22 protein-coding genes are annotated in these 24,589 nt (G+C 67.9%); 13 read left to right on the top strand and 9 right to left on the bottom strand.

The genetic code is table 11. From position 1 onward, the window contains the following. Window positions 1-53: 53 nt before the first annotated feature. Both QE393_RS20580 and QE393_RS20575 read left to right on the top strand, forming a co-directional pair. A complete protein-coding gene (locus QE393_RS20580) occupies window positions 54-1,391 on the top strand; it encodes a DUF4214 domain-containing protein (RefSeq protein WP_310045360.1) in 1,338 nt (445 codons plus the stop codon). Between the two features lie 226 nt (window positions 1,392-1,617). Next, window positions 1,618-4,299 carry a DUF4214 domain-containing protein gene (locus QE393_RS20575; protein ID WP_310045659.1) on the top strand — a complete coding sequence of 894 codons (2,682 nt, stop codon included), beginning with the start codon at window positions 1,618-1,620 and terminating at the stop codon, window positions 4,297-4,299. Between the two features lie 25 nt (window positions 4,300-4,324). On the opposite strand, the gene QE393_RS20570 is transcribed toward QE393_RS20575, so the two are convergent. From QE393_RS20570 to QE393_RS20555, 4 genes are all read right to left on the bottom strand, one after another. After that, window positions 4,325-4,774, bottom strand: a complete 450-nt coding sequence (locus QE393_RS20570) for an Lrp/AsnC family transcriptional regulator (protein WP_288479149.1) — start codon at window positions 4,772-4,774, stop codon at window positions 4,325-4,327. Window positions 4,775-4,835: 61 nt separating this feature from the next. Continuing rightward, window positions 4,836-6,167 (bottom strand): VOC family protein, encoded by a 1,332-nt coding sequence (locus QE393_RS20565; RefSeq protein ID WP_310045358.1) that lies wholly within the window; start codon window positions 6,165-6,167, stop codon window positions 4,836-4,838. Between the two features lie 108 nt (window positions 6,168-6,275). After that, a complete protein-coding gene (locus QE393_RS20560; RefSeq protein WP_310045357.1) occupies window positions 6,276-6,524 on the bottom strand; it encodes a hypothetical protein in 249 nt (82 codons plus the stop codon). A 70-nt stretch (window positions 6,525-6,594) separates the two neighbouring features. After that, on the bottom strand, window positions 6,595-6,792 hold the full coding sequence (locus tag QE393_RS20555; protein ID WP_273805384.1) for a hypothetical protein: 198 nt from the start codon (window positions 6,790-6,792) through the stop codon (window positions 6,595-6,597). A 198-nt stretch (window positions 6,793-6,990) separates the two neighbouring features. On the opposite strand from QE393_RS20555, the gene QE393_RS20550 reads away from it, so the two are divergent. From QE393_RS20550 to QE393_RS20505, 10 genes are all read left to right on the top strand, one after another. After that, the gene (locus QE393_RS20550; RefSeq protein WP_133860335.1) at window positions 6,991-8,805 is read left to right on the top strand and encodes an ATP-binding protein; all 1,815 of its coding nucleotides are present in this window, start codon (window positions 6,991-6,993) and stop codon (window positions 8,803-8,805) included. A 31-nt stretch (window positions 8,806-8,836) separates the two neighbouring features. Beyond that, window positions 8,837-10,273, top strand: coding sequence for a sigma-54 dependent transcriptional regulator (locus QE393_RS20545; RefSeq protein ID WP_310045356.1), 1,437 nt, complete (start codon window positions 8,837-8,839; stop codon window positions 10,271-10,273). 128 nt (window positions 10,274-10,401) lie between these two features. Next, entirely contained in the window at window positions 10,402-11,412 is a 1,011-nt protein-coding gene (locus QE393_RS20540) for an SIS domain-containing protein (RefSeq protein ID WP_310045658.1), read from the top strand. Between the two features lie 227 nt (window positions 11,413-11,639). Beyond that, the gene (locus QE393_RS20535) at window positions 11,640-12,260 is read left to right on the top strand and encodes a LuxR C-terminal-related transcriptional regulator (RefSeq protein ID WP_273805386.1); all 621 of its coding nucleotides are present in this window, start codon (window positions 11,640-11,642) and stop codon (window positions 12,258-12,260) included. Next, entirely contained in the window at window positions 12,257-12,640 is a 384-nt protein-coding gene (gene csgE, locus QE393_RS20530; protein ID WP_133860331.1) for a curli production assembly/transport protein CsgE, read from the top strand. Before QE393_RS20535 ends, csgE begins: the two co-directional genes overlap by 4 nt. Continuing rightward, the gene (locus tag QE393_RS20525; protein WP_273805387.1) at window positions 12,637-13,044 is read left to right on the top strand and encodes a curli assembly protein CsgF; all 408 of its coding nucleotides are present in this window, start codon (window positions 12,637-12,639) and stop codon (window positions 13,042-13,044) included. The genes csgE and QE393_RS20525 overlap by 4 nt, the downstream gene beginning before the upstream one ends. 15 nt (window positions 13,045-13,059) lie before the next feature. Next, window positions 13,060-13,899 carry a CsgG/HfaB family protein gene (locus tag QE393_RS20520; RefSeq protein WP_017641598.1) on the top strand — a complete coding sequence of 280 codons (840 nt, stop codon included), beginning with the start codon at window positions 13,060-13,062 and terminating at the stop codon, window positions 13,897-13,899. Between the two features lie 108 nt (window positions 13,900-14,007). Continuing rightward, window positions 14,008-14,454, top strand: coding sequence for a curli fiber surface-exposed nucleator CsgB (locus QE393_RS20515; RefSeq protein ID WP_310045354.1), 447 nt, complete (start codon window positions 14,008-14,010; stop codon window positions 14,452-14,454). Window positions 14,455-14,477: 23 nt separating this feature from the next. Continuing rightward, window positions 14,478-15,398 carry a hypothetical protein gene (locus QE393_RS20510; RefSeq protein ID WP_310045352.1) on the top strand — a complete coding sequence of 307 codons (921 nt, stop codon included), beginning with the start codon at window positions 14,478-14,480 and terminating at the stop codon, window positions 15,396-15,398. After that, window positions 15,395-15,727, top strand: a complete 333-nt coding sequence (locus QE393_RS20505; RefSeq protein ID WP_310045350.1) for a hypothetical protein — start codon at window positions 15,395-15,397, stop codon at window positions 15,725-15,727. Before QE393_RS20510 ends, QE393_RS20505 begins: the two co-directional genes overlap by 4 nt. A gap of 31 nt (window positions 15,728-15,758) precedes the next feature. On the opposite strand, the gene QE393_RS20500 is transcribed toward QE393_RS20505, so the two are convergent. Both QE393_RS20500 and QE393_RS20495 read right to left on the bottom strand, forming a co-directional pair. Beyond that, on the bottom strand, window positions 15,759-16,712 hold the full coding sequence (locus QE393_RS20500) for a homoserine kinase (RefSeq protein ID WP_310045349.1): 954 nt from the start codon (window positions 16,710-16,712) through the stop codon (window positions 15,759-15,761). Window positions 16,713-16,774: 62 nt separating this feature from the next. Then, on the bottom strand, window positions 16,775-17,065 hold the full coding sequence (locus tag QE393_RS20495; protein ID WP_027597317.1) for a DUF2782 domain-containing protein: 291 nt from the start codon (window positions 17,063-17,065) through the stop codon (window positions 16,775-16,777). 254 nt (window positions 17,066-17,319) lie between these two features. Here QE393_RS20495 and polA point away from each other — a divergent pair, with 254 nt between their 5' ends. Next, entirely contained in the window at window positions 17,320-20,067 is a 2,748-nt protein-coding gene (gene polA / locus QE393_RS20490) for a DNA polymerase I (protein WP_310045348.1), read from the top strand. A 318-nt stretch (window positions 20,068-20,385) separates the two neighbouring features. Here the strand turns inward: polA and QE393_RS20485 are convergent, their stop codons facing one another. The 3 genes from QE393_RS20485 to dgcB form a co-directional block, all read right to left on the bottom strand. After that, window positions 20,386-21,186, bottom strand: coding sequence for an electron transfer flavoprotein subunit beta (locus QE393_RS20485; protein ID WP_310045346.1), 801 nt, complete (start codon window positions 21,184-21,186; stop codon window positions 20,386-20,388). Then, window positions 21,176-22,411, bottom strand: a complete 1,236-nt coding sequence (locus tag QE393_RS20480; RefSeq protein WP_310045345.1) for an electron transfer flavoprotein subunit alpha/FixB family protein — start codon at window positions 22,409-22,411, stop codon at window positions 21,176-21,178. The genes QE393_RS20485 and QE393_RS20480 overlap by 11 nt, the downstream gene beginning before the upstream one ends. A 175-nt stretch (window positions 22,412-22,586) precedes the next feature. Beyond that, window positions 22,587-24,578, bottom strand: coding sequence for a dimethylglycine demethylation protein DgcB (dgcB, locus tag QE393_RS20475; protein ID WP_273805394.1), 1,992 nt, complete (start codon window positions 24,576-24,578; stop codon window positions 22,587-22,589). Window positions 24,579-24,589: the final 11 nt, after the last annotated feature.

Genomic DNA, 24,589 nt, shown 5'->3' with positions numbered 1-24,589 from the left:
TGGGTCATGGGGTTTAGAATGTCTCCGCTCAGATACAGGGAGGTTCTCCTGACATGCGCGAAATCACCAGCCGTTCGGCACCCTACAGCAGCATCGTCTATCTCGAATCCATCTTTCCCGATGGTTCCGCCTTCCGCGGCTCGGGCAGCGTGGTCGGCAACAACGACGTGCTCACCGCCAATCACATGGTCTACAACGCCGAGCATGGCGGTTCCGCCGTCCAGGTCATGGTCGCGCCCGGGGCTTTCGTCAATGACGCCACCGGTGCCTGGTCGGCCCCGCTGGGTACCTACCTGGCGACCAACTGGTCGAGCCGGGTGGGCAACTGGGACGCCAATGGCGATGGCCTGGTCTCGCCCTCGGAGGCGCAGAACGACCTGACGCTGCTGGGCTTCAACGTCAACCTGAGCTCGGTGACCGGCACCCTCACGCCTACACTGGGCGGCGCCACTTCCTTCACCGGCACCGTGCTCGGCTATCCGGGCCGGGGCACCGGTCTCATGGAAGACACCGGCACGGCGACCCAGTACAGCGGCGTCGCCGCCTATCAGTTCTCTACCGGACTGGGCAGCGGCGCCTCGGGCGGACCGCTGCTCGACAGCAGTGGCAACCTGCGCGGCGTACTGTCCTCGGGCAATACCAACGACACCCTGTCGACCTACGCCAGCATGAGCGATACCGGCAACTGGCAGTGGTACCTGAAGGCCAGCATGAACAACGATGCCGCCGCCTTCAATGCCAGCTCGCGGCCGGTGGGCCTGGGCGTCAACAGCGGCAGCAAGGATGGCGAGTTCTTCTTCCAGGATCGCCTGTCCCTGGATGGCGATCATCGCGGCAGCCTCTATGGCTATGGCGGTGGCGATGTGCTGCGGCTGGAAAACGCGGCGACCGCCTACAAGTGGCAGGCCGCCGGCAACGTGGTCAGCCTGACCAGCAACAGCGGCGACCTCTCGCTCAACCTGCACGACATCAACCTGCTCAATTTCAGCGATCGCAACCTCTATGTCCTGACCGCCGATCAGGCGCAGATCGCCCGCCTCTACAATGCGGCCTTCCACCGGGTACCGGACTACTCGGGTCTCGACTATTGGATGTACGACCACGCCAAGGGCACGACCAGCCAGACCATCGCCCAGTCCTTTACCGCCTCGAGCGAGTTCAAGGGGCTGTTCTCCGCGGCGGACGATCGCTCCTATGTCACCCAGTTGTATGCCAACGTGCTCGGCCGTAGCGGCGAGACCGCCGGTATCGACTACTGGCTGCACGACCTCGGCACCGGGCTGAGTCGCGCCAATGTGTTGCAGTCCTTTTCCGATTCCACGGAAAACCAGGCGCTGACCAGTGGTAGCAACGGCTTCATTCTGCTGGTGGGTCAGAACGAATGGGCCTAGGGTGGCCAGACTGAATCTCCGGCTGTTGGGCTTCGACGATGAGGCCGTCTCAACCCAACCTACACGGCTACTCTTTTAGTCGCGGGTAGGTTGGGCTGAGCGCAGCGAAGCCCAACAGGATCAGGCGGCACCTCCCGTTGGGGCTGCGACGATGGAAAACGAAAGCCGCTCCGTTCCTGCAATCTTTCTGCAACATCCCACCCGTTAGGCTCCGTCTCCCCTTTTCATCAGACGGACCTGCGCCATGCCCACGACCCGCGAAACGATCAGTGCCTACTATCAGAGCATTCTCGGCCGCGCCCCGGATAACGCCGGACTCGGCTACTGGACGGCGCAGGTCGAACAAGGCAATGCCAGTCTCGCGCAGGTAGCCACGGGTTTTTCGCTCTCGACCGAAGCGGCCTCCAGCATGGTGCCTGTCGTCGCCCTCTACCTGAGCAGCTTCGGACGGCTGCCGGACGCCGCAGGGCTGCAGTACTGGACCCAGGCGCTGCAGAATGGCACGTCACTGGAAGCCATCCTGCAGGCGTTCCTGCAGTCACCGGAGTTCGCCACGGTGGCCGCAGGCTCGGCAACGGCCTTTCTGAGCGCTGCCTACGAGAATGCCCTGGGGCGGCCCGCCGATGCGGACGGCCTGCAATTCTGGACCCAGCAACTGGCGGCCGGCACCAGCCGGGCGGAGGTGCTGGCAGCGCTTGCGGGTTCGCCGGAAGGTCAGCCCCATGCCCTGGCCAAGGCGCAACTGAGCCTCGCCTATCAGGGGGTCAGTGGCACGTCGCCGAGCCTGACCGAGCTGAACGACATCCTGGCGCAACAGGGGCAGCAGTCATTGATCGAGCTGGTCACCCGCACCACCGAGCGCTTGATCGACAATGCCGCACCTGACCCTGGGCCCACCGAGCCACAGCCAGCCATCTTCACCTTCACGCCGGAGGCAGGCACCCAGGCCGGAGCGTCGGATGCGTCCGGGGTCATCCGCTGGGGCCAGTACCTGATCGTGGGCGATGACGAGGGCAATGTGCTCAGGGTTTACGATCAGAAGGGTGGCCAGGCGCTCGACGCCTTCGACTACGGCGGTGTGCTGGGCCTGAGCGACGAACTGGATTTCGAAGCCATGACCTTCACCGGCAGCCTCGGCACGGAGGGCACCCTGTATCTCACCGGCTCGCACAGCAACAGCAAGAGCGGCAAGGAGGCGCCCGGACGCGAAGCCATCCTGGCCGTGCAGCTGACCACCGACGCCCAGGGCAAGCCGGTGTTCGATACCGCGGGCATCCAGACCTACAAAGGCCTGGTCGCGGCCCTCGATGCCTGGGATGCCAGCGGCAGCAGTGGCAAACCGGCCGGCTACTACGGTCTGAAGGTCTCCTCCGCTGCCGGCATCGCCCCCGAGCACGTCAACGGCTTCTCCATCGAAGGCCTGACCACCTCCCCCGATGACAGCCAGCTCTGGCTGGGATTTCGCGCGCCGCAGCTGGATACCGGATCACGCGACAAGGCGCTGCTGGTTGCCGTGACCAATTATCAGGCCGTGCTGGCCGACAACAGCCTCTCGCCCACTTTTGAAGCAATCGAGCTGAATCTGGGCGGGCGGGGTATCCGCTCAATCGACCGGGCCCTGGATGGCAGTGGCTACCTGATTTTGGCCGGCCCTGCCGGCAGCGCCTCCGCCGCGGTCACCCACGATTTCCGTCTGTTCACCTGGAGTGGTGATCCTGCCACCGCACCCATCGAACTCGACAACGATCTGGATGCGCTGCTGGCCGCCACCGGGGGCAGTTTCGAGTCCATCGCCTCCCCGGCCAGCGTCAGACCGGGCACCGAGATCCTGCTGCTGCAGGACAACGGCGATACCGTGTGGCAGGGGCAGACGCAGGTATCCAAGGACCTCGACCCGGCGCAGCAGCACTTCCAGGGCAACCTGGTCACGCTGGGTACACCGGCCGTGGACCTCGCCGCTCCCCTCCTGATGGCCAGCAGCCCAGCGGTCGACGCGCGGGATGTCCCCACCGGCAGTCGCATCAGCCTGACGTTCGATGAAGGCATCGCGCTGGGCAGCGGCAGCCTCCAGCTGGTGGACCAGGCCGGCAACGTCGTCCAGGTGTTCAAAGCGGGAGATCCGGGCGTCGCGGTCGACTTCAATGTCCTCAACCTGACGCCGGCGGACAGGTTGCAGGCGAGCAGCAGCTACCACCTGGAGCTACAACCGGGCGCGGTCGTCGACCATGCGGGCAATGCCGTGGCTGCTACGGATATCAACTTTGCGACTGCCGACAGGCCTCACTACAGCCTATTGATCACCGAGGTTAATTCCAACGCCAAGGGCGGGGATTTCTTCGAGCTGTACAACTACGGCTCGACCAGTGTTGATCTCAGCGGCTGGCGCATGACGGACGAAGCCGGTCAGTTCCCCTCCGCGATCACGCTCGACGGCAATACCGTTCTCGCCGCCGGTGCGACTCTAGTCGTCGCCGATGTGGCAGCGGCGAACCTGAGCGCGTTCAAGACGACGTGGGGCTTGAGCGATAGCACTGCAGTCGTCAGCGTCGACGGGCCCGGCCTCGGCAAGGAGGATGCCGTGGTGCTGTTCGACAAACTGGGTAACGTCGCGGCGGCCTTCAACTATGACCTGACCGCGGTCCTTGCCAGTGACGGAACCCTGATCACGACGGCCTCCGCAGGTAGCGGTGCAACGTTCAAGGACAGCCAGCACGCAGGTGCGGCCTACGGTGCCGGCGCTGGCGCCTCGGCTGTCTGGGATGGTTTGTCGACGACCCAACCCACCTACGTTGGCGCAGCGGTCGGCAGGGATGGGGCCTTCGCCCAAGCCGGCGATGCCGCTGCCATCGGCTCACCCGGCATCGTGCTGGTCGGGCAGGAGCCGCTTTCGACCGGCGTGGCAGGTTAGGCGGCAGAAGGCGGAGAACACTCGCCTAGGTCGAACGGCGCCGATCGATCTTCCGATTCAGGATGATCGACGTCTGCGTCTGCTTGACCCCGTCGAGGTTGCCGATGCGGTCGAGCAGTTCGTCGAGCTTTTCGTGGGTGGTGCAGCGCAGGAAGGCCAGGTAGTCGAACTGGCCGCTGACCGAGGAGACTTCCTCGACCTCGACCATCTTTTCCAGGGCGCGGATGACGCCGGCGGTGCTGCGCGGCAGGACGCTGATGGCGCAGTAGGCGCGCACGGCGGCCTGTTCCAGTTCGGAGCCCAGGCGCAGGCCGTAACCCTGGATGATGCCGTCGCGCTCCAGGCGCGCCAGGCGGGTGACTACGGTGGTGCGCGCCAGGCCCAGCTGGCGGGCCAGGGTGGCGTTGGAGGCGCGGGCGTTCTGCTGCAGCAGGTGAATGAGCTGCCAGTCGGTCGGATCGAGTTTGGTGAACATCGTGGCTGCCTGCCAGGGGCGGGCGTCGGGGCCTGGGGCCGCCGACGCGGGGACCACCATTCTAGGCGGGGCGGCCGAGGGCAGCCAGGGCGGCGTCCAGGGATTCCTGCTGCTGGCGTTCGTACAGCGCCATCTCGTCGAGGACCGGCGCACCTAGGGCGGCTTCGAAGGCGGCGCGATTGCCGCCGCTCTGGTATTCCTGCTGGCTGCCGGCCCCCAGGTTGGACTGGAAGATGCCCGCGGCGCTGACGGGCAGGAAGTCTTCGTAGGTGATGGGATCGGCGAGGAGCTGGCCGGCGGCGATCATGACCTCGGGATCGCGACTGTTTGTGGCCGAATGACTGTCGGCCACAGCGCGATAGCGGAACCAGGCCAGCCCCTGACGGCGCAGCTCGTCCCAGTTGTCGGGCAGCGCCTGGAACACCTCGGCCAGCACGGTCGCATAGTCACTGCCGGCCGCCTTGCTGCGCTGGCGGACCTCCTGCAGGAGTTCGTCGTAGCGTTGGCGACCGGCCGGTGTAAGGGCGATGCCGCGCTGCTCGATCTCGCCGAAGCGTGCCGTATGCGAACCCTGGACCTCGCCCTGGAAGAGGATGGGTTCTTCCAGCGCCTTGAAGCTGGTCTGGCGCAGCAGGATGGGGCACTGGCGACGAGGCGGCCCCTCAATGGTTTCCTTGGGCGCGATACCGTGGGCGGGCATCCGGGACTGGACGGCGTCGATGTCGAGGGTGCGCGGGGTCAGGTGGTTGATGTGCGGACCCTTGAAGCAGACCACGTCGGCGATCAGGCGGTGGGCATCGTGCAGGCGCTGATAGAGGCTGGCGTCGACATTGGCCTCGCGGTGCCAGCGAAAGGTCTCCAGGGCTTCCTGGACGAAGGCATCCGCCTCGGCATCCGTCAGCCCACCCTGGGCCTCGGCGCGCTCGATCAGTTCCAGCGCACCCGGGGTAAAGATGCGGCGCTCGTTCAGCACCCCTTCGGCCAGCTGGCGCAGCTCGGCGTCTTCGATCAGCTCCAGGCGCAGCAGCGAGGTGAAGACGCGGAAGGGATTGATCTGCAGGGCGGCCGGCGCTACCGGGCGGAAGGCGGTGGAATGCACCGGCACCCCGGCCACGCTGAGGTCGTAGTAGCCGACCGGCTGCATGCCCATCACGGCGAACAGACGACGCAAGGTGGTCAGCTCGGCGGCCGTGCCGACGCGAATGGCACCATGGCGCTCCAGATCCAGGCGCTCCGCGGAGTCTCCGGCGAAGCCCGGTTGTCCGGCGTTCACCTCGGCGACCAGTTCCAGCAGGGTGCCGTACTGGGGCACCTCCTGGCGGTACATCGCCGACATGGCCTGGGAAAAGCGGGTGCGGATCAGATCCGGGGAAAGCAGCGACGCGGCGGTCATGGGAGCGGCTCCTGGCTCAGGCTAGAAGCCGATTTCGACATGCCCGCGCAGGCTGCTCAAGCGATCTTTGCTCATTGGATCATTCCCCGGGGGAATAGGCGGGATGCCTCAGTGAGCCTTGTGCTGGGTCTTGGGCTTCTTCACGTGATCGGTGCCGGTATCACTGCCCGAACCGCTACTAGAGCCGTTGTCGGCGGCACCGACGCCGGTGCTGGGCGCCTTTTCCATACCGTGGGTGCTGGTGGGATCGGGTCGCGCAGGGGTGGCCGGAGGATTGGTCGGGCTGGTCTGCGCCAGGGCGGCGCCGGACAGGCTGAGGCCCAAAATCAGGGCGGGAAGCAGGGGGGACGTGCGCATGGGGGGACTCCTCTGGACGGATTCACTCCTCTTTAGGCACCTCCCGCGCAGGGAGGTGCCGCGCCGTGGATCAGCTGCCGCTGGTGCTGGCCTTGTGGACCTTCTTGTGAGCCACCTTCTTGTGGTGGGTGGCGGCCTGCTTGCCGGTCTTGGCCGGGCTGCCCGTCGCGGCAGGCGGAGATGCCGGATCGGCGGGTGCCGTCTGGGCGAAGGCGGCAGAGGTGGCCAGCAGGCCGGCGAGGGTCAGGCAGAGGGTGGTGCTTTTCATGGAAGTCACTCCTTCGGTGGCTGATTGCCGCCTTAGTTAGCCGCCTTTCGCCCGGCAAAACCGTGTCCTCGTCCACAGCCGAGACCATTGGTAACAAGATATTTCAGTCGACTGCCAAGGCGTTAACAGTCTGACGACCCCTTCGCCGGGGTCCCGGCTTGGGCATAATGCCGGGACGCCCCCTGATCGTAGCCGCGCATGCCCAAGAGTCCTCACCTTCCCAAGCGCCCCCGCTGGAGCAGCCTGCTGCTGCTGGCGCTGGGTCTGACGCTGCTGCTGATTCCGCTGCGCTATGCGGCCCAGCACTATTACGAGGCGCAACTGGGCGAACAGAACGGCCAGACCCTGGATCTCTATGTCGCCAACCTGCTGGGCACGCTGCGGCGCTACGAGGTGCTGCCGGACCTGCTGGGCGATCTGCCGGTGCTGCGCCATGCCCTGGAAGGCCAGGGTGACAGCACGGCCCAGGACGCCGCCAGCCAGATGCTGGAAGACATCCGTCAGCGCACCGGGGCGGACGTCATCTACCTGATGCAGGACGACGGCACCTGCCTGGCCAGCTCCAACTATCGCCAGGCGGACAGCTTCGTCGGTCGCGACTTCTCCTTCCGGCCCTATTACAAGGCGGCCATGCAGGGCCAGCCGGGGCGCTTCTTCGGTCTCGGCACCACCTCCAGCAAGCGCGGCTACTATTTCGCCGCCGCCGTGCGCGATGGCACGCGGGCCATTGGCGTGGTGGTGGTCAAGGTCGACCTGGACAGTGCGGAAAAGCTCTGGGGCAATGCGCCCGAGCAGTTGCTGGTCACCGATGACCTGGGCGTGGTCATCCTTACCTCCCATGACGCCTGGCGCTTTCGCGCCACCCATCCGCTGGACGAGCGCCAGCGCGAGCAGGTTAATGCCAACCGGCCCTACCCCACCACCAATCCGGCGCCCCTGACCCTGGTGCCCGGGGACTGGCTGACCCAGACCCGCAATCTCGACGAGGTCGGCTGGAACGCGCAGATCCTGGCACCGCGGGAGATGGTCGAGCGGCAGGTGCGCAGTGCCCTCTATGTCGGCGCGGCGACCCTGCTGGCGCTGCTCCTGTTGCTGGTTGTCATGACCCTGAGACGGCGCCACTTCATCGAGCGCCTGGCGCTGGATGCCCGGGCCAAGCGTGATCTGGAGCTGAACGTGGAGGAGCGCACCCGCGACCTGCAGACGCTCAACGCGCGGCTGCAGCAGGAGGTGCACGACCGCGAGCAGGCCCAGCGCGAACTCATGCGCGCCCAGGACGAAGCCGTGCAGGCCGGCAAACTGTCGGCGCTGGGGACCATGTCGGCCAGCATCAGCCACGAACTCAACCAGCCGCTGGCGGCCATCCGCAGCTACACGGAAAACGCCGTCGTGTTGCTCGACCACGATCGGCTGGACGACGCCCGTGGCAATCTCAAGCTGATCGGCGAGCTGACCACGCGGATGGCCAACATCATCGCCCACCTCAAGGCCTATGCCCGTGGCGCCCGCCGTGCGCCGGAGAGCGTAGTGCTGCAGGGCGCCCTGGAAGACGCCCTGGCGCTGGTCGCCGCGCGGCGCCGGGCCATGCAGGTGGAGCTGATCCGCGACCTGCCCGACGCGCCGCTGTGGGTGCAGGCCGGCGAAACCCGCCTGCGGCAGATCATCAGCAACCTGCTGAGCAATGCCCTCGACGCCCTGGCGGAAAAGACCAGCACCCGCCGGCTGTGGCTGACCACGAGCATCGACGAGCGCGGCGTGACCCTGATCCTGAGAGACAACGGTCCCGGCTTTTCCAGCGAGGCCCTGGCCCGCGCCCACGAACCCTTCTTCACCACCAAGGCCACCGCCCAGGGCCTCGGCCTGGGCCTGGCGATCTGCGATAACCTGTTGCGAACCCTCGGTGGCCACCTGCACCTGTCCAACCATGGCGACGGTGGCGCCGAGGTACGTCTCTATCTGCTGCACGGCAAGCCGGGGGTCGCCTCGGTGCCCCAGGAAGAAGTCCGCGGTTGACCGTCCCGCCCTCCACTTTTAGGTCCCAGTCATGAGTGCCCTGCCCCCCTTCGATCCCGCCAGCCAGATCCTGCTGATCGACGACGACGCCCACCTGCGCCTGGCGCTGAGCCAGACCCTGGACCTGGCCGGTTTCAAGGTGACGACCCTGGCCGACGCCCGCGAGCTGGAGCTGGCGGCCGTGCGCGACTGGCCCGGCGTGGTGGTCAGCGACATCCGCATGCCCGGCATCGATGGCCTGGAGTTGCTGGCCCAGTTGCACCAGCGTGACGCCGAATTGCCGGTGGTGCTGATCACCGGCCACGGCGACGTGCCCCTGGCGGTGCAGGCCATGCGCGCCGGGGCCTATGACTTCCTGGAAAAGCCCTTCGCCAACGACGCCCTGATCGACAGCGTGCGCCGCGCCCTGGGCGCCCGCCATCTGGTGCTGGAGAACCGCAGCCTGCGCCTGGCCCTCGCCGAGCGCCATGAACTGCAAACCCGGCTGATCGGCCAGACCCCGGGCATGGCCCGGCTGCGCGACCAGATCGGCGCCCTCGCCGCGACCCAGGCCGATGTGCTGATCCATGGCGAGACTGGCGCCGGCAAGGAGGTGGTGGCCCGCGCCCTGCACGATCTGTCGAATCGTCGCGACGGCCCCTTCGTCGCCATCAACGCCGGGGCCCTGGCCGAATCCGTGGTGGAGAGCGAACTCTTCGGCCATGAACAGGGCGCCTTCACCGGCGCCCAGAAAAGACGCATCGGCAAGTTCGAATACGCCAGCGGCGGCACCCTCTTTCTCGACGAGATCGAGAGCATGAGCCTGGATGTCCAGGTCAAGCTGCTGCGCCTGTTGCAGGAGCGCAAGGTCGAGCGACTCGGCTCCAACCAGCAGATCCCGCTGGATATCCGGGTGGTCGCCGCCACCAAGGAAGACCTGCGCCAAGCCGCCGACCAGGGTCGCTTCCGTGCCGACCTCTACTACCGGCTCAATGTCGCCACCCTGCGCATTCCCGCCCTGCGCGAGCGCAGCGAAGACATCCTGCCGCTGTTCCGCCACTTCGCTCTGGCCGCCGCCCAGCGCCATGGCACCCCCCTGCGCGAAGCCGATGCCGAGCAGCGCGCGGCCCTCATCGCCCACAGCTGGCCGGGCAACGTGCGCGAATTGCAGAACGCCGCCGAGCGCTTCGCCCTGGGGCTGGAGCTGGCGCTGGACAACAGCGCCTATGCACCCCTGGCGCCCATGGCGGCGCCGCCCGTGGCCGCGGCCCCGGTGATGGCGGCGCCGGCGGCGGCAGCCCTGGCCGCCGGGCTGGGCGAACAGGTCGAGGCCTTCGAGCGCGAACTCATCCAGCGCGAACTGGCCCGGCCCCACGCCTCCCTGCGCAGCCTGGCCGAAGCCCTCGGCCTGCCGCGCAAGACGCTGTCCGACAAGCTGCGCAAGCACGACCTGCAGTTCACCGGCGGCGCAGCGGACGAAGGCGACTAGGCCAAGGTCGGCTGGTCGCGCCTGATCGCGAGTGGCAGAGTGTGGGACTCAGACGTCGTGTAACAGGCGTCGTGCAACAGGCGTCGTGCAACAGGCGTTCGCGCAAGGAGACCCTCTTGACCTCGCTCATGCTCGCAGAAGCCGCCGCCAGTGGCGCGGCGGTCGCTCGCCAACTGGCGACCATCGACCAGGCCCTGGCGGCGCTGGCCGACGACCTCAGGGCCAATCCGCCGCAACTGGCGCTGACCGTGGCGCGTGGCAGCTCGGACCATGCGGCCAGCTATTTCGCCTACCTGGCAATGGCCCACCTGGGGCTGCCGGTGCTGTCCCTGCCGCCTTCGCTGGTGACCCTGCGCCAGGCGCCGCTACGCGTCGAAGGCCAGCTCGCCCTGGGCTTTTCCCAGTCCGGACGCAGTCCCGACCTGATCGAGACGCTGTCCGCCCTGGATCGCTACGGCGCCCGCACCGCGGCCCTGGTCAACGAGATCGACTCGCCGCTGGCCCTGGCCTGCCGCCACGCCATCGGCGTGCAGGCCGGTCCCGAGCGCAGCGTCGCCGCCACCAAGAGCTTCATCGCCACCCTGGCCGCCGCCGCCCGGCTGATCGCCCACTGGCAGCAGGACGAGACGCTGCTGGCGGCGGGCGTGGCCCTGCCGGAAGCCCTGAATCGCGCGGCCGAACTGAGCTGGGCGCCGGCCCTGACCGTCCTGCGCGACGCCGAGCGCTGCATGGTGGTCGGCCGCGGGCCGGGCTTCGCCATTGCCCAGGAGGCCGCGCTCAAGCTCAAGGAAACCTCGGCGCTGCAGGGCGAGGCCTTCAGCGGCGCGGAATTGCAGCACGGTCCCCTGGCGCTGGTGGAGCGTGGCTATCCGCTGCTGATCTTCGCCCTGCGCGGCCCCGAGCAGGCCGGTCTGCTGCAACTGGCGCGGGACCTGCGCGGACGCGGTGCACGGGTGCTGCTGGCCGCGCCGGACGAGATCGCCGAGCGCGACCTGCCCCTCGCCGTCGCCGGTCATCCGGACCTGGACGGCCTGCTGGCGATCCAGAGCTTCTATCGCCTGGTCGCACTGCTGGCCGAGGCCCGGGGCCAGGATCCGGACCAGCCGCGCCACCTGCGCAAGGTCACCCTCACCCGCTGAGGCGGTGATCGCTCGTCCAGGCGCTGCCGCTTGCAGAGCGCCTGGATTACCCGCCCCATCCAGAGAGCTAAGTCTTTGGAGCTAGTCGCCGACGGCTGGTCGACGGGTAATCTGCCAAGCGGTCCACAGAGCCGGTAAGTCGCTGGAAATCGGTCAGTTTTTTCTTGTCGCTCCCGGCGATTTGTCTCAGCGTTCGCGCAACGGATGATGAGACAGCCCATATGGACATGCGCGCGATACCTGCGAGCAAGGTCTGCCTGACGACGAGAAACGTCCTCCTGGCAGAACTGCTCAAACCCTTTCTCGAAGAACGCCACGGCATCGAGCTCAGCTGCGCCCGCGAGCTGGAAGCGGCCGGCGGGACCAGCCTGGTACTGGTCGATCTCGGCAGCGTGCCCGAGGCGCCGCTGGAGCGCTGGCTGGAAAGCCTGGCGCCGGCGGTCACGGTGGCCTTTCTCAACGCCAGCCTCGAACAGGCCCTGCCCTGGGTCGAACGCTTTCCCGCCATCCAGGGCGTGTTCGCCCCCCAGGCCAGCCGCGACCAGCTGCTGCAGGGTCTGGGCGCACTGCTGGCCGGCGAGGACTGGCTGCCCCGCGCCATCCTGGCCCACCTGCTGCGGCGCTCCCGCGAGCGCCCCAGCATCGCCGCCGACGGCCTGACCCGGCGCGAGCGGGAGATCCTCCGGCTGGTCGGTCGCGGGCTGTCCAACGCCGCCATCGGCGAGGCGCTGTGCCTGAGCACCCATACGGTCAAGAGCCACATGCACAACCTGCTGCGCAAGACCGGTGCGGCCAATCGCGCCGAGGCGGCGCTGCGCTTCCATGCCGGGCAGGACCTGTCGGGATGAAGGCGGCCTGGCTGCTGCTCGGCCTGCTGCTGGCCGGACCGCTGCGGGCCGAGGGCGAGCTGATCCAGGGACTGCTGGTGGACAACACCATCTCCCGCTTCGGCCATGACTTCTATCGCCATTTCGCCGACCGCCTGACCGATACCACCGACCTGGACTTCAACCTGGTGGTGCGCGAACGGCCCTCGGCGCGCTGGGGCAGCCTGGTCTGGGTGGAGTACGAGCAGCGGCTGCTCTACCGGCAGTTCATTCCGCCCAACAACAGCGAACTCAAGGATGCCGCCTACGCCGCGGCGGACCAGGTCCACGAGGGCATCACCCGCCGACGCCTGGAAAATCTGCTGCAGGATACTTTCGACATGGATAAGGACGAGTTATGAACGCGCACGCCTGGAAGGCCCTGCCCCTGCTCTGCACCCTGGGCGTCGCCCCGGCCATGGCGACCGAGCTGGTCTACTCGCCGGTGAATCCGTCCTTTGGCGGCAATCCGCTCAATGGCACCTACCTGCTGAACAACGCCACCGCCCAGGATCGCCACAAGGATCCCGACCTGCGCAGCAGCGCCAGCAGCCAGTCGCCCCTGGAACGCTTCACCAGCCAGCTGGAATCGCGGCTGCTGTCCCAGGTGCTGACCGACATCAAGGACGGCAACTCGGGCACGCTGTCCACCGACCAGTTCATCGTCAACATCGTCGACGACTCCGGCAGCCTGACCGTGCAGATCACCGACCGCGGGACCGGGGAGATTTCGGAAATCTCCGTCAACGGCTTCAACCAACCCTGAGCACGGATGCCTGCCATGAACGCCTTTTCCCTGGCGGCGGCCCTGACCGCCGCCCTCGTCCTGACCGGTTGCGTGCGCGACCCCATGCCCGCCGAACAGAACGCCGCCCCGACCCTGACGCCGCGCGCCTCCACCTACTATGACCTGCTGGCGCTGCCGCCGCCCAAGGGCCCGCTGGTGGCCGCCGTCTACGGCTTCCGCGACCAGACCGGGCAGTACAAGCCCAATCCGGCCAGCTCCTTTTCCACCGCCGTGACCCAGGGCGCCGGCAGCATGCTGGTGGACGCCCTGCAGGCCAGTGGCTGGTTCGTGGTGCTCGAACGCGAGGGCCTGCAGAATCTGCTGACCGAGCGCAAGATCATCCGTGCCACCCAGAACAAGCCGGACCTGCCGGAGAATCTGCAGCAGGCGCTGCCGTCGCTGCAGGCGGCCAACCTGCTGCTCGAAGGCGGCGTGGTGGCCTACGACACCAACGTCCGCAGCGGCGGCGAGGGAGCCCGCTACCTGGGCATCGGCCTGTCCGAGGAGTACCGGGTGGATCAGGTCACGGTCAATCTGCGTGCCATCGATACCCGCAGCGGTCGGGTGCTGGCCAATGTCATGACCTCCAAGACCATCTATTCCATCGGGCGCCAGGCCGGCGTCTTCAAGTTCATCGAATTCAAGAAGCTGCTCGAAGCCGAGTCCGGCTACACCACCAACGAGCCGGCGCAGCTCTGCGTGCTCTCGGCCATCGAGGCGGCGGTCGCCCATCTGGTCGCCCAGGGCGTGGAGCGGCGCCTGTGGCTGGTGGCCGACGGCCGCGATCCGCGGGACCCGGCGCTGACCAAGTACCTGGAGCCGACCCGGCGCTAGGGATTAAGCCGCCGGCCCCGCGGGATTCGCTCCCTGGAGCGATAGCGATGGGCCAGGCGGCTCCGGACAATGCCAGGCGGAGAATCTTAGGCAATGACGGTGACAGAGATGCGCAGCCCAACCCGCGGCCTGGCCATGGTCCTTGCCCTGACATTCGGCCTGGACGCCCTGGCGTCGGCCGCCGATCTCATGGAGACCGGCGACCTGGGTCAGGCGCCCGCAGCCGGGCGCGACGCCGCCATCCGCCAGCTCGGCGCAGGCAACCAGGCGCTCATCGACCAGCGTGGCACCGCGCTACGCGCTCAGGTCGCCCAGAGCGGCGCCGCCCAGGAAGCCCGCATCCTGCAGGACGGCACGGAGCTGAGCGCGGTCATCCTCCAGGGCGGCTACGGCAACGTCGCACGCATCGAGCAGGTCGGCAGCGGCAACCAGGCCGACATCCTGCAAGTCGGCGTCCAGGGCAACGCCCGCATCGAACAGCACGGATCGGGCCTGTCCAGCCGCATCGTCCAGTACGGAAGCAACCAGAACACGGTGGTACGTCAGTACCGCTGATGGCACTCATGGAGATCAGACAGATGTTTCTACTCAGGCCCCTGGCCGCCCTGACGCTGGCCCTCGTGGCCACCAACGCCCTCGCCCAGAACAGCACCGCCATCGTCCAGCAGGACGGCAACAGCGGCACCCTCACCCTGGACCAGAGCGGCGCCGGCAACAGCGCGGCCCTCTACCAGCTGCAGGGCGAAGGCAACGCGATCAGCGTGGTCCAGACCGGCGCCAGCAGCGCCACCATCACCCAGGGCGGCGATATCTACGGCTACGCCCAGGGCAATGTGGCGACCCTGCGCCAGGAAGGCGGCAGCAGCGTCCATAGCCTGGCCCAGGACGGCTTCGGCAACCAGGCCACCATCACCTCCGTGGGTAGCAACAGCGGTACCCTGGTCCAGTCGGCCTCCAGTGCCCAGCTGACCCTAGAGCAGAACGGCGACAACAACCAGGTGCGCGTCGACCAGAGCGGCGATGCCGTGACGGCGACCCTCGCCCAGTCCGGCACCGACAACCGCATCGACCTGACCCAGCAGGGCTACTCGGTCGACACCGTGGAGCTGACCCAGCGTGGCCAGGCCAATAGCGCCACGGTGCTCTCCTCCGGCAAGTTCAACGAATTGACCTTTACCCAGGATGGCAATCGCAACACCCTGAACGTCGACCAGGCCGGCCGCGGCAATCGCTTCAGCGGCAGCTCCACCGGCGACGACAACCTGGCCAGCGTCACCGTCCAGGGCGACAGCAACCAGACCAGCATCGTCCAGAGCGGCAACGGCAACGAGGCGCGCCTCGACGTCACCAGCGCCATCAGCACGGCCAGCATCAGCCAGGTCGGCGACAGCAACCGCGCGAGCATCCTGCAGACCTCGGCCAACTTCAACGGCTTCAACGACAGCGCGCAGATCTCGCAGAGCGGCTTCGGCAACAGCGCCACCATCAACCAGCGGTGACGCGTGCCGCCTGGCTGCTTGCGGCCCTCCTGCCCCTGGCGGGCGGCGCCGCGGCCAGCGCCCGCCTGGAAGTTCAGCCACAACCGGCGGGCGCTCAGGTACAGCTGTGCTTTACCGGCGAAGACACGTCCCTGCGCTACGAACTCATCATCGAATTGCACGGGCCAGGGGGCGTCGCCCGCACCCGTCAGGCCGGCGAGGCCAGGGGTGACGGCTGCCCGGTCACCACGCGCCTGGGCGCCGCACCGGGCAGTCTGGTCGAGGCGACGCTGAGTTGGCAGCGACAGGGCCAGGCGCAGCCCGCCATCGAGCGACGCCTGCAGCTGTAGCTCAGCGCAGAGGTTCCACGTGGAACCGTGGCTACAGGGTCAGCGGCAGTTCCAGCGGGGTCTGCTGCCGCGCCGCCAGGCGCTGCTGGAATTCGGCCGGATCATGGATCAGCACGTCCTGGCCGGCAAAGGCCTGGGCGGCGATCAGCCGTGACAGCCAGAAACGCACGCAGGCGACGCGCAGGAGCACCGGCCACAGCTCGGCTTCGCGCGGCGTGAAGTGGCGATCGGCGGCATAGGCCGCCAGCAGCGCCCGGGCGCGCGGCAGGTCCAGCGCGCCGCTCTCGGTGGAGCACCAGTCGTTCACCGTGATGGCGAGGTCATAGAGCATCCAGCCGGAACTGGCGTTGTAGAAGTCGATGACGCCCGACAGCCGGGGGCCGTCGAACATCACGTTGTCGCGGAACAGATCGCCGTGCAGGTTGGCTTCGGGCAACGGTGGCTGCTCGGCCAGCAGCTTGCGGATTTCCCCCAGGGTGCGCTCCAGCAACGGCCGGGCGGTCACATCCAGGGTCGGCGCCAGGCGCTCGCCTTCGGCCAGCATCCAGGCCAGGCCGCGATCACTGGCGCGCTCGATGCGCCGTTCGCCGGCGGTGGCCCGGTGCAGATGGCCCAGCAGGTGGCCGACTTCGCCGCAATGATAGGGATTGGGCGCACGCTCGTGGCGGCCGGCCAGGCGCGGTTGCAGCAGCGCCGGCTTGCCGGCCAGTTCGCGCAGGGCCTGGCCATCCTGGGTGCGTACCGCATAGGGCACCGGCAGATCGGCGTCGTGGAGGACGTCGAGCAATTCGATGAAGAACGGCATCTCCGCCACCGGACCGCGTTCCACCAGGGTCAGCACGAATTCGCCGCCTTCCAGGCTGATGAAGTAGTTGGTGTTTTCCGAGCCCTCGGCGATGCCCCGGAAATCCCGCAGCCGCCCCAGGCCATAGGGCGCGAGAAAGGCTTCGAGGGTGGGACGATCGAGGGGCGTGAAGACGGACATGACAGGGCCTGGCGGAGGAATGTGCGAGCGGCGCGCAGTTTACCGGTCCAGGCGCCTTGCGCCTACCAGCTGAACAGGCGCCAGCTGGGGACGTGCAGGGTCGGCTTGTCGTTGGCGGCGGTGCTGCTGCCATCGGCGGGCACCAGCTCGTAGGGCGCGCCATGCTTGGGGATGACCCGGGTGGATTGCAGCACCCCGCGGATGCGCGTCTCCTCGATGGTCTGGTCGCCGGCCTGGTAGCGGATCACCTTGATCTCGTCAGGCAGGGGCTTTTCCCCCGGTGGCAGCGGTTCCGCGGCCTGGACCAGCGGCGCCAGCAGCAACGCGGCGAAGAGGAAGCGACGAGCACCCATGGTAACCTTTGACCTTTTGAACGGAGCGAGTGGTCGATTCTAGGCTTTGTACGAAAAGTCGTCGAGCGAAGGTCAGGCGAGGCGAAAAAGACTGAGGAAGCGGAGTTTACGAGTGGTAAATGAGCATTCCGAAGGCTTTTTCAACGAAGCATCACCGAGCGCAGACACCTTTCGTACAGAGCCTAGAACCCGGTTTTGCAGTCGTCGAGACTAGCCGGACAGACGCCGCACACGCCACGACAAAGGTCCAGACCATGAGCCACGCCCCTCTCGTCCTGGTGGACGGTTCCTCCTATCTCTATCGCGCCTTCCATGCCCTGCCGCCGCTGATGACCTCCACCGGCAAGCCGACCGGCGCGGTGAAGGGCGTGCTCAACATGCTGCTCTCGTTGCGCCGCCAGTATCCGGACAGCCTCTTCGCGGTGGTCTTCGACGCCAAGGGGCCGACCTTCCGCGACGAACTCTTCGCCGACTACAAGGCCCAGCGCCCGGCCATGCCCGACGACCTGCGCGGCCAGGTCGAGCCGCTGCACGCCTGCATCCGCGCCCTGGGCCTGCCGCTGCTGGCCGTCGAAGGGGTGGAGGCCGACGACGTCATCGGCACCCTCGCCCGTCATTGCGCCAGCGCCGAGCGGCCGGTGGTGATCTCCACCGGCGACAAGGACATGGCCCAGCTGGTCTGCCCCTATGTCACCCTGGTCAACACCATGAGCGGCAGCGTGCTGGATGTGGAAGGGGTCAGGACCAAGTTCGGCGTGGGCCCCGAGCTGATCATCGACTACCTGGCGCTGATGGGCGACAAGATCGACAACATCCCCGGGGTGCCCGGGGTGGGCGAGAAGACCGCCGCCGGCCTGCTCAACGGCATCGGTGGCGGCCTGGATACCCTCTACGCCAACCTCGACGCGGTAGCCGCCCTGCCCCTGCGCGGCGCCAAGTCGCTGGCCGCCAAGCTGGACCAGCATCGCGAGCAGGCCTATCTGTCCTACCAGTTGGCGACCATCAAGCTGGACGTGCCGCTGGAGCTGACCTTCGACGAGCTCACCGTCGGCGAGCCCCATGTGGAAGCCCTGATGGCGCTCTACCAGGAGCTGGAATTCAAATCCTGGCTGGATGACCTGATCCGCGACACCAAGCGCCAGGGCGCCCCCCTGCCGCTGGCCGAGGATGCCGCCACCACCCAGGTGGAAACCCACTACGACACCGTGCTGGAACAGGCCGACTTCGACGCCTGGCTGGCGCGGCTGCAGGTCGCCGACCGCTTCGCCTTCGATACCGAGACCACCAGCATCGATGCCCAGCGCGCCGAACTGGTGGGGCTGTCCTTTGCCGTGGCCCCGGGCCAGGCCGCCTATGTGCCCCTGGCCCACAGCTACATGGGCGCGCCGACCCAGCTCGCGCTGGAGCCGGTGCTGGCCGCGCTGAAGCCGCTGCTGGAAGACCCGGCCAAGCTCAAGGTCATGCAGCACGGCAAGTACGACCTCAATGTGCTGACCCGCTACGACATCACGATCCAGGGCATCGCCTTCGACACCATGCTCGAATCCTATGTGCTGGACGCCACCGCCACCCGTCACGACATGGACAGCCTGGCGCTCAAGTACCTGGGCCACAGCACCATCCGCTTCGAGGACATCGCCGGCAAGGGCGCCAAGCAGCTGACCTTCGACCAGATCGCCATCGAGCAGGCCGGGCCCTATGCCGCCGAGGATGCCGACGTCACCCTGCGCCTGCACGAGACGCTCTGGCCCAGGCTGGAAGCCGTGCCCGGCCTGGCCGGGGTCCTGCGCGACATCGAGATGCCGCTGGTGCCGGCGCTGGCGCGCATCGAGCGTAACGGCGCCCTGGTGGATTCGGCGCTGCTCGGGGTGCAGAGCCGCGAGCTGGGCGAGAAGATGATCGCCCTGGAAAAGGAGGCCTATGAACTGGCCGGCCAGGAATTCAACCTGGGCTCGCCCAAGCAGCTGGGCGAGATCCTCTTCGTCAAGCTGGGTCTGCCGGTGGTCAGCAAGACCGCCTCCGGCCAGCCCTCCACCGCCGAGGCGGTGCTGCAGGAACTGGCCGACCAGGATTTCCCGCTGCCCAAGGTGCTGATGCAGTACCGGCAGATGAGCAAGCTCAAGAGCACCTACACCGACAAGCTGCCGCAGCAGATCAATCCGCGTACCGGCCGTATCCATACCAGCTACCACCAGGCGGTGACGGCGACCGGCCGGCTGTCTTCCAGCGACCCGAATCTGCAGAACATCCCGATCCGTACCGCCGAGGGCCGGCGCATCCGCCAGGCCTTCGTCGCGCCAAAAGGCTATCGCCTGCTGGCGGCGGACTATTCGCAGATCGAGCTGCGCATCATGGCTCACCTGGCCCAGGACGAAGGCCTGCTGCATGCCTTCCAGAACGACCTGGACGTGCACCGCGCCACCGCCGCCGAGGTGATGGGTGTGCCGCTGGAAGAGGTCAGCAACGAGGATCGCCGCCGCGCCAAGGCCATCAACTTCGGCCTGATCTATGGCATGAGCGCCTTCGGCCTGGCCAAGCAGATCGGCGTCGGCCGGGCCGAGGCCCAGGCCTATATCGATCGCTATTTCCAGCGCTATCCCGGGGTGCTGGCCTACATGGAGCGCACCCGCGCCCAGGTGGTGGACCAGGGCTACGTGGAGACCCTCTATGGGCGTCGGCTGTACCTGCCGGACATCCACTCCAAGAACCAGGGTCTGCGGCGGGCAGCCGAGCGGGCGGCGATCAACGCCCCCATGCAGGGCACCGCGGCGGACATCATCAAGCGCGCCATGATCGCGGTGGACGCCTGGCTGCAGTCCACACCCGACCTGGACGCCCGGGTGATCCTGCAGGTACACGACGAACTGGTGCTGGAGGTACGTGAGGACCAGGTGGAGCGCCTGCGCGAAGGCCTGCTACCGCTGATGAGCGGCGCCGGCGAACTGGACGTTCCACTACTGGTGGAGTCGGGGGTGGGTGGCAATTGGGACGAGGCGCACTGACGATCGCCCGCCTGAGCTTGATCGCGGCCATGGGCCGCTCCTACAGCGGTTAGAGGTACCTGTAGGAGCGACCGCATCGGCGAACGGCCATGGCCGCGATATAGGCTCCGTAGCGTGGAAAACGGCGCAGCCTTTTCCACCTTAGGCTTAGGTGCCGGGGGTTTCCCTCACCCCGCCCTCTCCCAGAGGGAGAGGGCATGGTTTGGAGTGTGGCTTCGGCACCGTAGCGTGGAAAACGGCGCAGCCTTTTCCACTTGAAACTCAGGTGCCAAGGGCACCCTCACCGGTCCTCTCACCGAGGGAAAGGGGGTCACAGCCTCAGCGCACTACGCCTTCCTCGCGCAATACCTTGAAGATGGCGGCCGCTGCGGCTTCGGGAGTCAGGTCCTTGAGCACCTGGCCGCCATCGCCGGAGGCCTTGGCCGTGGCGGCCTTGAAGCGGTCGGCGGCGGTCTTGGCCTTGATCACCTTGAGGCGCTTGGGGCGTGCCTTGGCCGGTTGCAATTCGCCGTCTTCGAACAGACTGTCCTGCACGATCTCGGTGGTCTCGACCTGCAGCTCGCCACGCCGGGCCGGGCCGAAGGCGCTTTGTCGCGGCGCCGGGGCGGCGCTGTCGACGCTGGCGACAAAGGGCAGCCGTACCCGCAGCCGCCGTCGCTGACCGCGCGGCAGGGCCTGGAGTACGGTCGCCTGGCCACCTTCCACGGCTTCCACCGCGGCAAGGCCGACCACCAGCGGCCAGCCGAGGGTCTCGGCCAGCAGATAGGGCAGCAGACCCGAACCCTCGCCGGTTTCCGCCTGGCTGCCGGTCAGCACCAGACCGGCGCCGACCTCGCGCAGGGTATCGCCGAGGGCCGGCAGGGCATCGACACCCGCCGGTTGTTCCAGTACGTGGAGGGCCGGCACGCCCATGCCCAGATAGCCGCGCAGGGCCTCTTCGGCGGGATCACCGGCGTGCAGGACGCGCAGCTTGTCGCCCACCAGGCGCAGGCCGAGTTCGACGGCGCGGGCATCCTGTTCCGCCCGCCGGGCCCGGCCGGAGGTGGGATGGGCGCCAACGGACACCAGGGCCACGACCTTGACGCCGTCCAGCGACGGCAGCTTCTGCTCAGGCGACATCCTGCAACTCCCCTGCTCGCTGTTGTTCGACCAGCCGCGCCAGGGCGGCCAGGATGGCGTCGCCGTTGCCGATCACCGACAGATCGGCGCGCTTGACCATGTCGCAACCCGGATTGGTGTTGATGGCGATGACCTTGTCGCAGCTGGCGATGCCCTGCAGGTGCTGCACGGCGCCGGAGATGCCCACGGCCAGATAGACCCGGGCGGTGACCCAGGTACCGGTGGCCCCGACCTGGCGGTTGCGCGGCATATGGCCGTCGTCCACCGCCACCCGCGAGGCGCCCTCGGTGGCGCCCAGCAGCGCGGCGGTGCTGTGGAACAGATCCCAGTCGCGGATGCCGTTGCCACCGGAGAGGATGAATTCGGCCTCGGCCAGGGGAATCTGCATGGGATCGACAGCGACCGGACCGAGGTCCTCGATACGCGGCAGATGCCGGGCGATATTGCCGCTCAGGGTTACCGGCAGGACCTCGTGACGGGTTTCGCCGACCGGCTCCGCGCATTCCGGCAGAGCCAGGACCAGGCGCGGCAGCGGCTGCTGCAGATCCTGGCGACCGGCACCGGCGCGGCCGGTGACCAGGCCGTCCTTGACCTGCCAGACACGGGTGGCCGGCCGCTCATGCAAGGCGGCTCCCAGGCGCCGGCCCAGTTCGCCGCCACCACTGCGGCTGTCGGGCAGCAGCCAGTGACGCGGCTGCAGTTCGTTGTTGACCGCGCGCAGCGCCAGCACCCGCTGTTCGGGGGCATAGCCCTGGAATTGCTCGCCTTCCAGATGCAGCAGGCGATCCACCCCGGCGGTATCGAAGGCGGTTTCCTTGAACTCGCCGAAGACCACCGCCAGCACGGCGCCCTCGGCGCCGGCCAGTTGCCGGGCCAGGCCCAGCAGGTCACGGTCATGGGCGGTCAGGCGACCGCTGACCAGATCCGGAACCACGGCGATGTAGAAGGCCGGCTCGGCGATCTGGTGCAGCGGCAGCTGCTCTTCCACCGCCTGGGCGGCGCCACGGCGACCGCCGCCCTGCTGGGCGCCACTGCGGTCGATACGCTTGACGCCCTGGGGGCCGACGAAACCGGCGGCCGCGGCATGGGGATTCTTGCGGACCAGGCCGTTGGGCCCCATCCAGCGGCTTTCGGCATCGACGCTGCTGGCGATGCTCGCATGCAGCGGATGCAGACGGTTGCGCGCGATCCACTCGCGGCGCGGGTCGCGACGAATGATGCTCATGCTGGGCGCTCCGTGTTGGGATGGCGGGTAAGGTGCGCGGTAGGCCCCTCACCCCAGCCCTCTCCCCCGAGGGGAGAGGGGGTAAAAGCGGTGAACACCGGGACTTGTCTGGCACACCTGATCATCCCCTCTCCCCACGGGGAGAGGGCCAGGGTGAGGGGGCCCCGACGCCCGCTCACGACAAGGCCTCCGCCACCGGCCGCCGCGCGGCGGCCGGCTTGCTGTCCACCGGTGCCTCGACGATGGCCTCGGCCACCAGCTCGGCGATGTCCTTGATCTCAGGGCGCGGGGCGACCACGCCTTCCAGCATCAGGGTGCACTGGGGGCAGCCCACGGCCACCAGCTCGGCGCCGGTCTCCTGGATGTCGGCCATGCGCATGTCGGGAATCCGTTGCTTGCCGGGGATATCGGTGATCGGCGCTCCGCCGCCACCGCCGCAGCAGCGCGAACGGAAGCCGGAACGCTCCATCTCCTTGACCGCGATGCCCAGCGCCTTGAGCACCGCGCGCGGCGCCTCGTACTCGCCGTTGTAGCGGCCCAGGTAGCAGGGATCGTGATAGGTGATGGTGGCGCCCTGTTCGGCCAGGGCGTGCTGGCCCAGGTGCAGAGTGCCGCGGCTGAGCAGGGTCTCGATGAAGGTGCTGTGGTGCTGCACCTGGTAGTGGCCACCCAGGTCGCCGTATTCGTTCTTGAGCATGTGGAAGCTGTGGGGATCGCAGGAGACGATGGTCTGGAAGCGATATTTGCCCAGGGTCTCGATGTTGCGCCTGGCCAGTTGCTGGAAGGTCGCCTCGTCACCCAGACGGCGGGCCACGTCACCGCTGTCGCGTTCTTCCAGGCCGAGCACGGCGAAGTCCACCCTGGCCGCCTTGAGCACCTTGACGAAGGCGCGCAGGGTGCGCTGGTTGCGCATGTCGAAGGCGCCGTCGCCGACCCAGAACAGCACCTCGGCCTGGCCCTTGTCCTTCATCAGCGGCAGGTCCAGGTCGGCGGCCCAGTTCAGGCGGCCACCGGGAGCGAAGCCGCCGGGGTTGTCGGTGGCGATGAGATTCTCCAGCACCTCCGCGCCCTTGTTCGGCGTCTCGCCGCGTTCCAGGGTCAGGTGCCGGCGCATGTCGACGATGGCATCGACGTGCTCGATCATCATCGGGCACTCCTCGACGCAGGCGCGGCAGGTGGTGCAGGACCAGAGGGTCTCGGCGTCCACCAGGGCCTTGCCCTGGCGGGCGACGATGGGCAGGTGCGGACCGCCGGCGTGCTCGCCGACCGGCTTGCCGGGATAGGGCGAGCCGAAGTAGCGGGCATCGCTGCCGCCCTTGAGGCCGATCACCATGTCCTGGATCAGCTTCTTGGGGTTGAGCGGCTGGCCGGCGGCGAAGGCCGGGCACATGGCCTCGCAACGACCGCACTGGACGCAGGCGTCGAAGCCGAGCAGCTGGTTCCAGGTGAAGTCGGCGGGCTTTTCCACGCCCAGTGGCGCCTTGGGATCGTGCAGGTCCAGTGCCTTGAGGCCGCTGGAGCGGGCGGCGCTGGCGTTGTGCGGGGTGCTGAAGCGCTCGGCGCGGCGGTGCCAGGCCAGGTGCAGGGCGCCGGCGAAGGCGTGCTTGATGGGGCCGCCCCAGGTCATGCCGAGGAACAGCTCGGATACGCCCCAGGCCACGCCCACCGCCAGGACCACGGCCAGAATCCAGCCGCCGAAGTCCGGCGGCAGGATGCCGGCGACCGGCAGGGTGGCGATGAAGAAGCTCGCGGCAAAGGCCAGCAGGCTCTTGGGCAGGCGCATCCAGGGGCCCTTGGACAGCCGGGCCGGCGGGTTGCGGCGGCGCTTGGCGACGAACAGGGCACCGGTGAACATGCAGGCGGTGGCCGCCAGCAGCGCCCAGCCGAGGATGCGGCTGTGCAGGCCGAAGCCGTGCACCAGGATGGCCAGCAGCGCCGCCAGGACGAAACCGCCCGCGGTGGCCACGTGGGTCTTGGAGATGTACTTGTCGCGGTCGACCACGTGGTGCAGATCCACCAGGTAGCGCCGCGGCATCTTCAGCAGCCCGCCCAGCCAGTCGACCTCGGCCGGACGCCCCTGTCGCCAGAGGCTGAAGCGGCGCACGGCGCCGATCACGGTGAGGGCCAGGGCGGCGAAGAGCAGGATGGGGAGGATGGTGTTCAACATCGATCTATCCT

The sequence above is a fragment of the Pseudomonas sp. SORGH_AS_0211 genome (genome assembly GCF_031453455.1).
GTDB classification, from domain to species: Bacteria; Pseudomonadota; Gammaproteobacteria; order Pseudomonadales; family Pseudomonadaceae; genus Chryseomonas; species Chryseomonas aestiva.
Note: the sequence above shows the minus strand (reverse complement) of the source record. Positions and strands in the feature narration are given on the sequence as shown.

Bases quoted from the DNA above. Each gene is read 5' to 3' on its own strand.
- QE393_RS20500 (WP_310045349.1), bottom strand. From the start codon at position 16,712: ATGTCCGTCTTCACGCCCCTCGATCGTCCCACCCTCGAAGCCTTTCTC.
- csgE (WP_133860331.1), top strand. From the start codon at position 12,257: ATGAAGGCGGCCTGGCTGCTGCTCGGCCTGCTGCTGGCCGGACCGCTG.
- QE393_RS20495 (WP_027597317.1), bottom strand. From the start codon at position 17,065: ATGGGTGCTCGTCGCTTCCTCTTCGCCGCGTTGCTGCTGGCGCCGCTG.
- dgcB (WP_273805394.1), bottom strand. From the start codon at position 24,578: ATGTTGAACACCATCCTCCCCATCCTGCTCTTCGCCGCCCTGGCCCTC.
- QE393_RS20485 (WP_310045346.1), bottom strand. From the start codon at position 21,186: ATGTCGCCTGAGCAGAAGCTGCCGTCGCTGGACGGCGTCAAGGTCGTG.
- QE393_RS20555 (WP_273805384.1), bottom strand. From the start codon at position 6,792: ATGAAAAGCACCACCCTCTGCCTGACCCTCGCCGGCCTGCTGGCCACC.
- QE393_RS20550 (WP_133860335.1), top strand. From the start codon at position 6,991: ATGCCCAAGAGTCCTCACCTTCCCAAGCGCCCCCGCTGGAGCAGCCTG.
- QE393_RS20580 (WP_310045360.1), top strand. From the start codon at position 54: ATGCGCGAAATCACCAGCCGTTCGGCACCCTACAGCAGCATCGTCTAT.
- QE393_RS20560 (WP_310045357.1), bottom strand. From the start codon at position 6,524: ATGCGCACGTCCCCCCTGCTTCCCGCCCTGATTTTGGGCCTCAGCCTG.
- QE393_RS20535 (WP_273805386.1), top strand. From the start codon at position 11,640: ATGCGCGCGATACCTGCGAGCAAGGTCTGCCTGACGACGAGAAACGTC.
- QE393_RS20480 (WP_310045345.1), bottom strand. From the start codon at position 22,411: ATGAGCATCATTCGTCGCGACCCGCGCCGCGAGTGGATCGCGCGCAAC.
- QE393_RS20520 (WP_017641598.1), top strand. From the start codon at position 13,060: ATGAACGCCTTTTCCCTGGCGGCGGCCCTGACCGCCGCCCTCGTCCTG.
- QE393_RS20540 (WP_310045658.1), top strand. From the start codon at position 10,402: ATGCTCGCAGAAGCCGCCGCCAGTGGCGCGGCGGTCGCTCGCCAACTG.
- QE393_RS20565 (WP_310045358.1), bottom strand. From the start codon at position 6,167: ATGACCGCCGCGTCGCTGCTTTCCCCGGATCTGATCCGCACCCGCTTT.
- polA (WP_310045348.1), top strand. From the start codon at position 17,320: ATGAGCCACGCCCCTCTCGTCCTGGTGGACGGTTCCTCCTATCTCTAT.
- QE393_RS20570 (WP_288479149.1), bottom strand. From the start codon at position 4,774: ATGTTCACCAAACTCGATCCGACCGACTGGCAGCTCATTCACCTGCTG.
- QE393_RS20510 (WP_310045352.1), top strand. From the start codon at position 14,478: ATGTTTCTACTCAGGCCCCTGGCCGCCCTGACGCTGGCCCTCGTGGCC.
- QE393_RS20545 (WP_310045356.1), top strand. From the start codon at position 8,837: ATGAGTGCCCTGCCCCCCTTCGATCCCGCCAGCCAGATCCTGCTGATC.
- QE393_RS20525 (WP_273805387.1), top strand. From the start codon at position 12,637: ATGAACGCGCACGCCTGGAAGGCCCTGCCCCTGCTCTGCACCCTGGGC.
- QE393_RS20515 (WP_310045354.1), top strand. From the start codon at position 14,008: ATGCGCAGCCCAACCCGCGGCCTGGCCATGGTCCTTGCCCTGACATTC.